Genomic DNA, 13787 nt, shown 5'->3' with positions numbered 1-13787 from the left:
CTTTTGCATCTGAAATATAAATATTTATAGGTTATATGAACAAGAGATTGATGTTTTCGGCAGCACTCGTGATGGCGCTGCTTTCGGCAAACGCTCAGAAAAGGGCGTTTACCATCGAGGATTTGTACAGGGTGAAGGGCGTATCTTCGGTGAGCCTTTCGCCTGATGGTAAGACGGTTTGCTATACCGCCAGTTCTTCTGACCTGAAGAACCAGAAGTCTGGCTCCGATATCTACATCATGAATGCGGATGGCTCTCACGCCAAGGCTCTTACCGAGGATGGAAAGAGCAGTTCTGCCGTATGGAGCAAGGATGGGAAGAGTATCTTCTTTACTAATTATGAGAAAGGGACGGCTCAGATCTTTCGCATGGATCTGACTACCTGTGAGACGGAACAGGTAACTGATTATGAGTTGGGTATCGGTAGTCCTGTCATCTCTCCGGATGAGCGATACATTGCCTTTACCGCAGAAGTATATCCCGACCTGGGAGCTGATGCCAAGGCTAACAAGGCCCGGATGGAGAAAAAGGAGCAGGGACCTGTACAGGCGCATATCGCCGACAAGTTGCTCTACCGTCATTGGACGAGCTATAATGATGGCAGATGCAATCACCTTATCCTTTTCGATACACAGACGAAGACTTACAAGGATCTGACTCCGGGCAATTATTCGCTGATATTCGTGGTTGGAGGTGGAATCACCTATCAATTCTCTCCTGACAGCAAGGAGATCTGTTTCGTATCCAATCATGATGAGCATCAGGAGGCTAGCACCAATGCCGACCTGTGGACGGTATCTGTGAATGGGGGAGAACCGGTCTGCATCACGAAGGAGAACAAGGCTTGGGATGGTACTCCAGCCTATTCGCCTGACGGCAAGTATATCGCTTACCGCTTGCAGCAAGTGCCTGGTTATGAGTCTGATCGCTTCCGTCTTGCTATCTACGACCGGGCTGCAAAGAAGTCTACCGTTCTGACAGAGAAGTTTGATAACTGGGTAGATGATTACAAATGGGCTCCCGACAGCAAGAGTATCTTCTTCCTCGGTCAGGTACAGGGCACTCAGCCGCTCTACAAGCTCGGTATAGCCAGAAAAACCATCTCGCCGGTATTGACGGGCAAGGCCATCTCGGAGTTTGATTTCGACAATAAGGGTATGGTATATTATACCTATAGCACGACAGGTAAGCCATCGGCTCTCTATCGCCAGCAGATGAAAAAGTGGAATGGAACTCCTGTAGCAAGCGGCAAGGAACAGCAGATTACCTTCCTTAACCAGAAGTTGGAGAATGAGGTGGATATCCGTCCATCTGAGAGTATCTGGGTAGATGGCGCTGGTGGCGACAAGGTACAGGTATTCATCGTGAAGCCACACAACTTTGATGCCAGCAAGAAATATCCGCTTATCATCAATGTGCATGGCGGACCACAGATGCAATGGATGAATTCCTTCCGTGGTGACTGGCAGGTTTATCCTGCAGCCGGTTATGTGGTGGCTTATCCTAATCCTCATGGCTCTACGGGATATGGTCAGGCCTTTACCCGTGCCATTTCCGGTGATTGGGGCGGAAAGGTATTTGAGGATGTGATGAAGGTTACCGATAAATTGGCAACCCTGGAATATGTTGACTCCACGAGGATGGGAGCGATGGGATGGTCGTATGGCGGTTACATGATGAACTGGCTGCAGGGACATACCAAGCGATTCAAGTGTCTGGCTTCCATGATGGGCGTATATGACTTGCGCTCTATGTGGGGCAGTACTGAGGAAGTATGGTTTCCTAACTTTGAGTTAGAGGGACAGCCTTATAATTCCGATCTCTACGAGAAGTGGTCACCATCCTCATACATCAAGAACTTCTCAACACCAACCCTCGTGATGACGGGCGAGCTAGACTATCGTGTACCGTATACCCAGAGTTTGCAGTATTTCACAGCTTTGCAGACCCTGAACATTCCTTCTCGACTGATAGTCTTGAAGTATGATGGTCACTGGCCAAGCAACCTGAAGTCGATGCCGCTCTATTACAATGCGCACCTCGACTGGTTCCATCGTTATCTCGGCGGTGCTCCTGCACCTTGGGATACAGAGAAGATGGTGAATAATGAGATAGAGTACTGAAATGCCCTATATATAATAAGGTGTAGAAAAACAAAATAAAAAAGCTCCATTCGCAATCAGATGCGAATGGAGCTTTTTTTCTGATAATTAAAAACTTACTTTGTTTCCTGTTCTTCCTGCATGTCCAGATACTGGTTGTCCTTGTCGTAGAATTCGTACTGGAGGAACGCCAGTTTCTGTGAAGGAATCACATTGAAGCCGAAACCATACTTAAACTGCCATCTGCGCTTCAGGGAAATGAAGCCCTTGTTGATGAAGGCAGCCACGTAAGGATTCACATACAAAGTGAATTTCTTGACGCCGATCTTGTTGACTAGGCGGTCGATTTTTCTTTCCAACTGGTCGGTGAAGAGGATGCTAGACTTGATCTTGCCCGTACCGAAACAGGTAGGGCAGGTTTCATCTACATTCACATCCATAGCCGGACGTACACGCTGGCGTGTAATCTGCATCAGTCCGAACTTGCTCAATGGCAGGATGTTGTGCTTGGCACGGTCCTTCTGCATGTTCTTGCACATGCGTTCATAGAGCAACTGTCGGTCTTCGGCAAGATTCATGTCGATGAAGTCGACAACAATGATACCTCCCATATCTCGGAGGCGCAATTGTCTTGCCAGCTCATCAGCAGCGCCGAGGTTAACGTCCAGTGCATTTGCTTCCTGACCTTTCTCACGAGTTCTGTTACCACTGTTTACATCGACAACGTGCAAGGCCTCGGTGTGCTCGATGATGAGATAAGCACCGTGCTTGTAGTTAACAACACGACCAAAGCCAGCTTTAATCTGCTTGGTAATGCTGAAATTGTCGAAGATAGGTACCTTACCGGTGTAGAGCTTAACTATGCCCGCCTTTTCAGGGGCTATTAGAGAAACATAGTTCTTCACCTCGTTCATCACATCTTCGTTGTTCACGTAGATGTTCTCATAAGATGGGTTAAACAAGTCACGCAAGAGAGCAACGGCTCTTCCGGTCTCCTCGAATGCAAGTTGCGGGCGCTGCTGGGTCTTCTGTACCTTGGCGATAGCATCCTCCCATCGCTTCACCAGGACTTTCAGCTCAGCATCGAGCTCAGCGACCTTCTTACCCTCAGCCACAGTGCGGACGATAACGCCGCAATTCTTTGGTTTGATGCTGTGAATGAGTTGTTTGAGTCGGGAGCGTTCTTCACCGCTTTTAATTTTCGACGAGACAGAAACTTTATCACCGAATGGCATGAGTACCAGGTATCGGCCCGCGAATGAGATTTCGCCTGTGAGTCGAGGTCCCTTGGTAGAGATTGGTTCCTTTACGATTTGTACCAGCACTTCCTGTCCTGCTTTGAGTACATTCTGTATGCTGCCGTCCTTTTCCAATTCAGGCATTTTGCTGGCTTTAGAGAATGGGAAAAGTTTCTTTCTGTCGCTCTGTACTTGTTTAAGATACTTCTGGTAGGAATTAAAATGACTTCCTAGGTCAAGATAATGAAGAAAGGCGTCGCGTTCATAACCTACATCCACGAAGCAGGCGTTAAGACCCGGCATCAGTTTTTTTACCTTTGCGATGTAGATGTTGCCCACAGAGAACGATGCTTCACGAGGTTCGTTCTGGTATTCCACCAGCTGCTTGTCCTCCATGAGTGCGATAGAGATGTCTTTCTGTTGGACATCAATTACAACTTCGCTTGTCATATCTTCAATAATCTTTTAACTTTAAATTAATACAAAAAAAGGGTATGTCATTCCATATCAGAACTGACACACCCCCTCAGTCACGAACTGACCGAGAGCTATAGTAGACTAGCTACAATGCTAGCTTACTTGCTCTTATGTCTGTTCTTACGTAATCTCTTTTTACGCTTGTGAGTAGCCATCTTGTGGCCCTTCTTTTTCTTTCCGTTTGGCATGATTTTAAAATTTTAAAATATTGTTATTATAAAAAATGATATTTCTCTCTTCCTGTCCAGCAGTATTACTGAGCGTTCTGCATCTCCTCGATGAAGCTCTTTGATGGCTTGAAGCTTGGTAAGTCGTGAGCTGGAATCGTGATGGTTGTATTCTTAGAGATGTTACGGGCAGTCTTAGCAGCACGATGCTTGATGTTGAAGCTGCCGAAGCCACGCAAGTATACATTGTCCTTCTTTTCGATGAGGCACTTCTTAACCTCTTCCATAAAAGCCTCTACTACAGTACCTACTTCTTTCTTAGGCATACCAGTAGCGATAGCTACCTCATTAATGATATCTGCTTTGGTCATTTCTTTATTTTTTACTAATTTTACTTGTTATTCTTTATTTCGGTGTGCAAAGATACAAGTTTTTTATGATATAACAAAATACTTAAGGCTTTTTTTGCAAAAATAATGCTCTAAGTATTTGCATATAAGGTTTTTATTGCGTATTTTTGCACCAAAATAGAGAAATTATGAGATTTAAGAGATATTTTTTGGCTTTGATGATGGTTGCCTTTCATGCATTGGCGTTGACGGCTGGGGAGGTCTGGACGGCGAAAAATGTACCGATTCCTTGCCTCAGGGATTCTACGCAATATGTTTCCGACCCGGATGGATATGTTGATAAGGCTCAGAAGGATTCTGCCAATTTCTATCTTCAGAAACTGAAGTTGGAGTGTGGCGTACAGAATGTGCTCATCATTGTGGGAAAGGTTGACAACCAGGATGCCTTCCGGATGGCGCAGGATGTGGGCAACCAATATGGTATCGGTTACAAGAAGAGCCGGAGAGGACTGGTTATCGTCATCGCGGTGGAGGACCATAAGTACTTTATTGCTCCAGGAAGTGGACTGGAGGGTGAGTTGACTGATGTGGACTGTGATGATATTGCCCGGGCTTGCATCGTGAAGTATATGCGTGAAGGCAATCCGGGCGAGGCGGTAGCATCTGTGAGCCGTGCTATATATAATAAGGTGAAAAGTGGACGGACGGGAATTGCGGATGTTGATGAAGGTTCGGTTAATGACGAAGAGGACTGGTTCCTGGTCATTATCCTGTTCCTTATCTTCTTCGGTATTCCTATCTATCTGTTTATCAGGTATATTCTGGAGATGCTCGGTATTGTGAAGCCAAGACCGAAGAGCAATCAGAGAAACCAGTCTCGTAGGAGAAACAATGACGATGACTGGATACCTCCTTTCTTTATGGGAGGTGGCGGTTCTTCCGGCGGCGGTTTCTCGGGCGGTTCTTTTGGCGGAGGTACCTTTAGCGGAGGTGGCTCTGGCGGAGGATGGTGATGACTGATTATAGTTAATAGTTTATAGTTAATAGTTTATAGTAAATAGTTTATAGTAAATAATTAATTAATAATAATGACAATGGAACAGACAATGAATTCAAACATGCAACCGGCAAAGAGAGGTATAAAGAAAAGTTGGATTATCCTGGGCATCGTAGTTGTGCTGGTACTATGGATGTTCAGTGGTTATAACGGATTGGTAGAAAAACAGGAGTTGGCTACCACAGAGTTGGCTAATGTTCAGACTCAGTATCAGCGTCGTGCAGACATGATGCCACAGTTGGCAAAGATAGTAAAGGCTTATGCCAAGCATGAGAAAGAAACCTTTGCCGAGGTAACCAAGGCTCGTGCTGCTGTTGGTCAGGTAAAGCTGGATGCCAACAATCTTACTGAGGCTAGCCTGAAGAAATATGCTGCAGCACAGGGGGAGTTGGCGAATGCATTCTCCAAACTGATGGTAGTAGCCGAGAAATATCCTGAGTTGAAAGCCAGCGAGAACTTCAAGGCTCTTCAGGTTCAGGAAGAGGGTACGGAAAACCGTATCAGCGAGGCACGCCGCAAGTATAATGAAGCCGTTCAGAACTATAATCAGACGGTTAGAAAAATGCCTAGTGCCCTTATCGCCGGCCTCTTCAATTTCAATGTGATGCCTAAGTTTGAGGCAGCAGCAGGAGCTGAGAAGGCGCCAGATTTGGATATCTAATTTAGAATTGATCATTAAGAATCCTGTTTTTCAACGGGATTAATAGATTTGTTATCTAGTCAATGGGAACGAGAAGTGTCCCATTGGCTAGATTTTCTGTTTAATGCGCTTTCAATTTGAAAGTAACTCAATATTTTATATATATTTTGTATTTCAGATGTTTTTTATTTCAGAAATTCTTTGTATCTTTGCACGCAATTTAAGAAATATGGTAGAAATACCGCAAACATTGAAATTTCAATAAGGTAAATTACAAATATGAAACAAACAAAGATTGTCGCTTCCATCAGTGATCGTAGATGTGATCAGGATTTTATCCGAAAACTGTTTTTCGCCGGTATGAACGTTGTTCGTATGAATACTGCTCATGCCACAGAAGAGGGTATACGCACCATCGTAAAGAATGTAAGAGCCGTGTCTCCACATATTGGTATTATGATTGATACCAAAGGTCCTGAGGTGCGAACTACAGGTGTGAAGGAACCTATCCACTACAATGTTGGTGATGTAGTGAAAATCTTTGGACGTCCGGAAATGGAGTCTTCTCATGATATTGTGAATGTGAGCTATCCTGACATCGCAGCCGATGTTAAGGTAGGTGATGATTTGCTCTTCGATGATGGTGAACTCGATATGAAGATTATCGACAGCCAGGGTCCTATGCTGGTTGCTGAGGTTCAGAACGAAGGTGTGCTCGGTGCTCACAAGAGCGTGAATGTGCCGGGAGAGCATATCGACCTGCCTGCACTGACCGAGAAAGACCGCCGAAATATTGAACTCGCAATCGAACTGGATATTGATTTTATTGCTCACTCTTTTGTACGCAATGCAGCCGACGTGAAGGCTGTTCAGGATATCTTGGACGCTCACAACAGTGATATCAAGATTATCTCTAAGATTGAAAATCAGGAAGGTGTAGATAATATTGACGAGATTATTGATGCCTGCTATGGTATCATGATTGCCCGTGGCGACCTGGGTATCGAGGTGCCAATCGAGAGAATTCCTGGCATCCAGCGTCGTATCATCTCTAAGTGTGTGAAGGCGCAGAAACCGGTTATCGTGGCAACACAGATGTTGCATACCATGATTAAGAATCCACGTCCTACCCGTGCAGAGGTAACCGATATTGCCAATGCTATCTTCTATCGCACCGATGCGCTGATGCTTTCTGGTGAGACTGCAAGCGGAAAGTATCCTGTAGAGGCAGTGCAGACCATGGCTCGTATTGCTGAGCAGGCAGAGAAGGATAAGTCTCCACTGAATGATATTAATCCAATGGAAGATGGTAAGATTGACCAAAAACTCTTCCTGGCCCATGCTGCCATCGAGGCTACAAAGAAGTTGGGTGTAGCCGGTATCATCACTGATGGTGAAACCGGTCAGACCGCACGCGACCTGGCAGCCTTCCGTGGTCCTAATCCGGTATTGGCTATCTGCTACAAGGAGAAACTCCAGCGCTGGTTGAATTTGAGCTATGGTATTATTCCAATCCATCAGAAGGATCAGGTTTCTACCAAGGCTATGTTTACTGCTGCGGTACGTATGCTTCGCCAGAAAGGCTACTTAGGTGAGGAGGATAAGATTGCTTATCTGAGCGGTAGCTTTGGAGAGGGTGGAGGCACAACCTTCGTTGAGATTAATAAAGTGAAGAAGATTTTCGATAACAGTTATAGCTTTAATTTGCCATCAAATGGCATCGAAGATAAGTAAAAAAGGCTATTATTTCAAAAAAAAATAGACGTAAGTAGAATTATTGGTGCAAAAATTTGCAGTATTCAAAAAAATACCGTAATTTTGCACCAATATTTTAAAACGAAAATTTTAGAAAATGAAAAAACTCGTTAGTTCAGTTTTAGTCGCTTTGACTATGCTCTTAGTACTTGGCAGTTGTGGAAGTACTAAGAATGTAGCTTATTTCCAAAATGCAGATTCTATCAGCTTGGCTGCTTCAAGAATGCTTTATGAAGCCAAGATTATGCCTAAGGACGAACTTACAATTACAGTTATTACAACAGATCCAAAGGCTGCCATGCCTTTCAACCTCTCTGTCTCTCAAACATTGGGTACAGGCGGACAGCTGAGTTATGGTAGTGGTTCCCTGCAAGGATATCTGGTTGATAATGATGGTAATATTGAGTTTCCTGTTGTTGGAACCTTGCATGTCGGTGGTTTGACCAAGAAGCAGGCTGAAGATCTCATCAAGAATAAGGTGAAGCCTTATCTGGCAGAAAAAGAAAATCCTATTGTTACGGTTCGCATGGGCAGTTACCATGTATCTGTATTAGGTGAAGTAGAAAAGCCAGGAATTATTTATGCTCCACAGGAGAAGATGAGTATTCTTGAAGCTTTGGCACAGTGTGGCGACTTAACTATCTATGGTAAGCGTGACAATGTATTATTGATTCGTCAGGATGCAGCAGGAGAGAAGCATACTTATCGTATGAACTTGAATGATGCAAATATTATTAATTCACCATTCTATTATCTGCAGCAGAATGATATTATCTATGTAGAACCAAATAAGGTGAAAGCTCAAAACTCATCTATCGGTTCATCTACTACATTGTGGTTCTCTGCCGTTGGAACATTGATTTCTATTGCATCATTGATTGTCAATATCTTGCGATAGCAGGTAATAGGTGGGAGTAAAATCAGGATACTACAAAAATAATAATATATATATGTGTGGCATTGTAGGATATTTAGGTAAGGGTGAGGCTTATCCTGCTCTTATCAAAGGTTTAAAGCGTCTGGAGTACCGCGGATACGATTCTGCGGGAGTTGCCCTTATTGGCAATGACGGCTCTTTGAATGTATATAAGGCAAAGGGTAAGGTGGCAGATCTTGAAGCGTTCTGCTCTGATAAGGATATTTCGGGACATGTGGGTATTGCTCATACTCGTTGGGCTACCCATGGAGAGCCTTCAGCTGTAAATGCTCACCCGCATTATTCCTCTAGCAAGAACCTTGCCATGATTCATAATGGAATCATAGAAAACTATGCCGATATCAAGAAGAATCTCATTGCTAAGGGAGTAGAGTTTAAGAGCGAGACGGATACTGAAGTTCTCGTTCAGCTGATTGAATATATTCAGATAAAGAAAAATCTCGACTTGCTGACTGCCGTTCAGGTGGCTCTCCGTCAGGTAATCGGAGCCTACGCTATCGCTATTCTTGATAAGCGTAACCCTAATCAGATCATTGCTGCCCGTAAGCAGAGTCCGTTGGTTGTAGGTATCGGAAAGGATGGTGAGTTTTATCTCGGTTCTGATGCCAGTCCTATCATCGAATATACAGATAAGGTGGTTTATCTGGAGGATGGTAACATCGCTGTGATGCGCCTCGGTGAGGAATTGCAGGTGGTGAACATCCAGAACGTTAAACTCAACCCTGAGGTACAGACCGTAGACATTGATCTCGGTCAGATAGAGAAGGGTGGTTTCCCTCACTTTATGTTGAAGGAAATTTTTGAGCAGCCAGAGTGCCTTCGTAACTGTATGCGTGGTCGTGTAGTTAGCCGCACAGTGGAAACTCGCGTAATGACTGATGGCGACGATACAACCAGCAAGAAGGAGACTGAGATGGGTGTCGTGCTCAGCTCTATTACCGACCATCGCCAGCAGCTTCTCAATGCCAAGCGAATCATCATCGTGGCTTGTGGTACATCATGGCATGCCGGACTTATCGGCAAGCAGATGATAGAGAACTATTGCCGCATCCCTGTGGAAGTGGAATATGCATCTGAATTCCGTTACCGTAATCCTGTGGTAACGAAGGATGATGTAGTCATCGCCATTTCCCAAAGTGGTGAAACCGCTGATACCCTGGCTGCCATCAAGCTTGCCAAGGAGAGCGGTGCGTTTATCTATGGTATCTGTAACTCCATCGGTTCTTCCATCGCACGAGAGACAGATACAGGTACCTATATTCACGTAGGTCCGGAGATTGGTGTTGCCTCTACCAAGGCTTTCACTGGTCAGGTTACCGTCCTTATCCTCCTGGCACTTGCCATCGGTAAGGAGAGGGGAACCATCAGCGAAAATGAATATCAGAAGATTACAGAACAGCTTTGGAACATTCCTGCCAAGATGAAGGAAGTGTTGAAGCTCAACAATAAGATAGCTGACTTGAGCCGTACGTTTACATACGCTCGCAATTTCATCTATCTGGGCCGTGGATTCCAGTATCCTGTGGCCCTTGAGGGTGCATTGAAGTTGAAGGAGATTAGCTACATCCACGCTGAAGGTTATCCTGCAGCGGAGATGAAGCATGGTCCTATCGCATTGATTGACAGCGATATGCCAGTGGTAGTTATTGCTACCCACAACTTCATGTACGAGAAGGTCTTGTCTAATATTCAGGAGATCAAAGCCCGTCAGGGTCGTGTTATTGCTATTGTCAGCAATGGCGATGAAACCATTTCCAAGATTGCCGACGAAGTGATTGAACTCCCTGAGACCTTGGAGTGCTTGGAGCCATTATTGGCTACCATTCCTTTGCAGCTCTTGGCTTACCATGTAGCTGTATGTAAGGGCAAGGACGTTGACCAACCTAGAAATTTGGCCAAGTCAGTTACTGTAGAATAATATATAAAGGGATTCGTCATTTCTTGACGTTTCCCTTTTTTTGGAGGGGAATCCCTCGGATAGGTATATTCAAATTTAACTAAATAAGATAAGGATAATAGAGAGATGGAACCATTGAAACATGAGTGTGGTGTAGCAATGATCAGATTGCTCAAGCCACTGGAGTATTACCAGCAGAAGTATGGTACTTGGATGTACGCACTCAACAAACTCTATCTGATGATGGAGAAGCAGCACAACCGTGGCCAGGAGGGTGCTGGTATGGCTTGTGTCAAACTGGGCGGTAAGCCTGGTCATGAGTATATGTTCCGTGAGCGTGCAGAGGGCAAGAATGCCGTGACCGAAATCTTCGGCAAGGCGAATGCCAACTTCAAGAGCCTGACTCCCGAGCAGCTTGCTGATGCAAAGTTCGCTAAAGAGGAACTGCCTTTTGCAGGCGAACTTTATATGGGACACCTGCGCTACAGTACCACTGGAAAGAGTGGCATTCAGTATGTGCACCCATTCCTGCGACGTAACAACTGGAAGGCGAAGAACCTCTGCCTTTGTGGTAACTTCAACATGACCAACGTAGATGAAATCTTCGAGGAACTTACCAAGCAGGGCCAGAGTCCTCGCATCTACAGCGACACCTACATCATGCTTGAACTGATGGGCCACCGTCTGGACAGAGAGGTGGAGCGCAACTTCGTAGCTGCTAAGGCGATGGAGATGCAGAATACCGATATCACCAACTATATAGAAGACCACGTGAAGATGAGCAATGTACTCAAGACCACGATGAAGAACTTTGATGGCGGTTATGTGGTTTGCGGTATCACCGGTTCGGGCGAGATGTTCTCTATGCGCGACCCTTGGGGCATCCGTCCTGCGTTCTATTACAAGAACGATGAAATTGTGGTAGTAGCCAGCGAGCGCCCTGTACTCCAGACCACCTTCGACCTGGAGGCAGAGGAAGTGCAGGAACTGATGCCGGGCACGGCGCTTCTCGTGAAGAAGAACGGAGAGTGCAGCATCGAGCGCATCATGGAGCAGAAGGGTGATTCAGCCTGCTCATTCGAGCGCATCTACTTCAGTCGTGGTTCCGACAAGGATATCTATAAGGAGCGTAAGCAGTTGGGCGAGCAGTTGACCCAGCCTATCCTGAAGGCTGTGGATTATGATGTAGACCACACCGTGTTCAGCTATATCCCGAACACTGCCGAGGTGGCTTACTATGGCATGTTGAGCGGTTTCAAGAAGTATCTTAATGAGACCAAGATAGAGCAGATTGCAAACCTCGACCATGTTCCATCAAAAGAAGAATTATACGAAATCCTCGGCGACTTCGTCCGCTCAGAAAAGATAGCATGGAAGGATATCAAACTCCGTACCTTCATCACCGAGGGCAACAGTCGTAACGACCTGGCGAGCCACGTGTATGATGTAACCTACGGAAGCATCGAGCCGAATGTGGATAATCTTGTCATTATCGATGATAGTATCGTGCGTGGTACTACCCTGAAGGAGAGTATTCTCCGCATCCTCGACCGTCTGCATCCTAAGAAGATTGTAGTGGTTTCCAGTGCCCCTCAGATCCGATATCCGGATTACTACGGCATTGATATGGCAAGACTGGAAGAGTTCTGCGTGTTCCGTGCTGCCATCCAGCTTTTGAAAGAGCGCAAGATGGAAGACCTTATCGAGCAGACCTATGAGGCTTGCAAGGCAGAATTGGCAAAGCCAAAGGAGGAGCAGATCAATCCGGTACGCTCCATATACAAGCCATTCAGCACCGAGGAAATCAACGAGAAGATTGTTGAGATGCTTCGCCCAGAGGGCATGACCACTCCTATCCAGCTCGTATTCCAGAGCATCGAGGGCTTGCGCGAGGCGATTCCAAACCACAAGGGTGACTGGTATTTCACCGGTCATTATCCAACCCCAGGCGGCACGAAGCTCTGCAACCAGTCGTTTGTAAACTACATCGAAAACGTTTATCATAAATAAGTGAATAGAGAAGAACGAAGAGTGAAGAATTCATTTGCTCTTATAAGTATGAAATAAAAGAATCAAATGTCAGATATGAAAAAAGTAACCTTAGTTTTGAGCGATGGAACCAAGTTCCATGGCAAATCTTTTGGATATGACGCTCCTGTAGCGGGCGAGGTTGTGTTCAACACAGCCATGATGGGATATCCAGAGAGTTTGACCGACCCTTCTTACGCCGGTCAGTTGATGACACTTACATTCCCTCTCGTGGGCAACTATGGTGTGCCACCATTTACTTTCGAGGAGAATGGTTTGCCAACCTTCATGGAGAGTGACAAGATTTATGCTTCTGCCATCATCGTGAATGATTACAGCGAGCAGTACAGCCACTGGAATGCAGTGGAGAGTCTTGCCGACTGGTTGAAGCGCGAAAAGGTGCCAGGAATCACAGGCATCGATACCCGTGAGTTGACTAAGGTGCTTCGTGAACATGGTGTGATGATGGGTAAGATTCTCTTTGATGATGAGCCTGACAACATTCCTGAGGCTAACTATGAGGGTGTAAACTTCGTTGACCAGGTAAGCTGCAAGGAAATTATCCGTTATAACGAGGGTGCCGGCAAGAAGGTGGTTCTCGTTGACTGCGGTGTGAAGGCAAACATCATCCGTTGCCTCATCAACAGAGGCGTAGAGGTGATCCGTGTGCCATGGAATTACGATTACACCGATATGGACTTCGACGGATTGTTCCTGGCTAATGGTCCTGGTGACCCGGATATGTGCGAGGATGCAGTAAACATTATTCGCAAGCAGATTAGCCAGAGCCGCAAGCCTATCTGCGGTATCTGTATGGGTAACCAGTTGCTTTCTAAGGCAGCCGGTGCTACTATCTACAAGTTGAAGTATGGTCACCGTTCACACAACCAGCCTGTGCGCATGGTAGGAACCAACAATTGCTACATCACCTCTCAGAACCACGGTTATGCCGTTGATGCCAAGACATTGGGCAACGATTGGGAGGAACTCTTTGTAAATATGAATGATGGCTCTAACGAGGGTATCCGCCACAAGGTGAACCCTTGGTTCTCAAGCCAGTTCCACCCAGAGGCTTGCTCAGGTCCAGTGGATACAGAGTTCATGTTTGATAAGTTTGTAGAAACACTTAAATAATTAGG

9 protein-coding genes and 1 pseudogene are annotated in these 13787 nt (G+C 45.6%); 8 read left to right on the top strand and 2 right to left on the bottom strand.

Going from position 1 to position 13787, the window contains the following annotated elements:
* Window positions 1-35: 35 nt before the first annotated feature.
* Window positions 36-2123, top strand: coding sequence for a S9 family peptidase (locus KUA48_RS03900; protein ID WP_218432733.1), 2088 nt, complete (start codon window positions 36-38; stop codon window positions 2121-2123).
* Window positions 2124-2218: 95 nt separating this feature from the next.
* Here the strand turns inward: KUA48_RS03900 and KUA48_RS03895 are convergent, their stop codons facing one another.
* A complete protein-coding gene (locus KUA48_RS03895) occupies window positions 2219-3790 on the bottom strand; it encodes an Rne/Rng family ribonuclease (RefSeq protein WP_117692278.1) in 1572 nt (523 codons plus the stop codon).
* Between the two features lie 280 nt (window positions 3791-4070).
* Window positions 4071-4367: pseudogene (locus tag KUA48_RS03890) on the bottom strand (HU family DNA-binding protein); the annotation flags it as partial.
* A 155-nt stretch (window positions 4368-4522) separates the two neighbouring features.
* Between KUA48_RS03890 and KUA48_RS03885 the strand changes: the two are divergent.
* The 7 genes from KUA48_RS03885 to carA all read left to right on the top strand — a co-directional run bounded on the left by KUA48_RS03885 (window position 4523) and on the right by carA (window position 13782).
* Complete coding sequence (locus KUA48_RS03885; RefSeq protein ID WP_218432734.1) at window positions 4523-5347, top strand: TPM domain-containing protein; 825 nt, start codon at window positions 4523-4525, stop codon at window positions 5345-5347.
* An 81-nt stretch (window positions 5348-5428) separates the two neighbouring features.
* Complete coding sequence (locus tag KUA48_RS03880) at window positions 5429-6052, top strand: LemA family protein (protein ID WP_228114989.1); 624 nt, start codon at window positions 5429-5431, stop codon at window positions 6050-6052.
* 258 nt (window positions 6053-6310) lie between these two features.
* Window positions 6311-7765: a pyruvate kinase gene (gene pyk, locus KUA48_RS03875; protein ID WP_218432736.1), complete on the top strand. Its 1455-nt coding sequence runs from the start codon at window positions 6311-6313 to the stop codon at window positions 7763-7765.
* A gap of 118 nt (window positions 7766-7883) precedes the next feature.
* Window positions 7884-8684: a polysaccharide biosynthesis/export family protein gene (locus tag KUA48_RS03870; protein ID WP_022121476.1), complete on the top strand. Its 801-nt coding sequence runs from the start codon at window positions 7884-7886 to the stop codon at window positions 8682-8684.
* Window positions 8685-8736: 52 nt separating this feature from the next.
* Window positions 8737-10641 carry a glutamine--fructose-6-phosphate transaminase (isomerizing) gene (gene glmS / locus KUA48_RS03865; RefSeq protein WP_218432738.1) on the top strand — a complete coding sequence of 635 codons (1905 nt, stop codon included), beginning with the start codon at window positions 8737-8739 and terminating at the stop codon, window positions 10639-10641.
* Between the two features lie 105 nt (window positions 10642-10746).
* Window positions 10747-12630, top strand: coding sequence for an amidophosphoribosyltransferase (locus tag KUA48_RS03860; protein WP_006847423.1), 1884 nt, complete (start codon window positions 10747-10749; stop codon window positions 12628-12630).
* Between the two features lie 75 nt (window positions 12631-12705).
* Entirely contained in the window at window positions 12706-13782 is a 1077-nt protein-coding gene (gene carA / locus KUA48_RS03855; RefSeq protein WP_040553026.1) for a glutamine-hydrolyzing carbamoyl-phosphate synthase small subunit, read from the top strand.
* The last annotated feature ends 5 nt before the right edge of the window (window positions 13783-13787 follow it).

Source organism: Segatella copri, from assembly GCF_019249795.2.
Taxonomy (GTDB): Bacteria; Bacteroidota; Bacteroidia; order Bacteroidales; family Bacteroidaceae; genus Prevotella; species Prevotella copri_B.
Note: the sequence above shows the minus strand (reverse complement) of the source record. Positions and strands in the feature narration are given on the sequence as shown.

Coding starts and splice junctions, on each gene's coding strand:
- glmS (WP_218432738.1), top strand. CDS start 8,737: ATGTGTGGCATTGTAGGATATTTAGGTAAGGGTGAGGCTTATCCTGCT.
- carA (WP_040553026.1), top strand. CDS start 12,706: ATGAAAAAAGTAACCTTAGTTTTGAGCGATGGAACCAAGTTCCATGGC.
- KUA48_RS03870 (WP_022121476.1), top strand. CDS start 7,884: ATGAAAAAACTCGTTAGTTCAGTTTTAGTCGCTTTGACTATGCTCTTA.
- KUA48_RS03900 (WP_218432733.1), top strand. CDS start 36: ATGAACAAGAGATTGATGTTTTCGGCAGCACTCGTGATGGCGCTGCTT.
- KUA48_RS03885 (WP_218432734.1), top strand. CDS start 4,523: ATGAGATTTAAGAGATATTTTTTGGCTTTGATGATGGTTGCCTTTCAT.
- KUA48_RS03860 (WP_006847423.1), top strand. CDS start 10,747: ATGGAACCATTGAAACATGAGTGTGGTGTAGCAATGATCAGATTGCTC.
- pyk (WP_218432736.1), top strand. CDS start 6,311: ATGAAACAAACAAAGATTGTCGCTTCCATCAGTGATCGTAGATGTGAT.
- KUA48_RS03880 (WP_228114989.1), top strand. CDS start 5,429: ATGGAACAGACAATGAATTCAAACATGCAACCGGCAAAGAGAGGTATA.
- KUA48_RS03895 (WP_117692278.1), bottom strand. CDS start 3,790: ATGACAAGCGAAGTTGTAATTGATGTCCAACAGAAAGACATCTCTATC.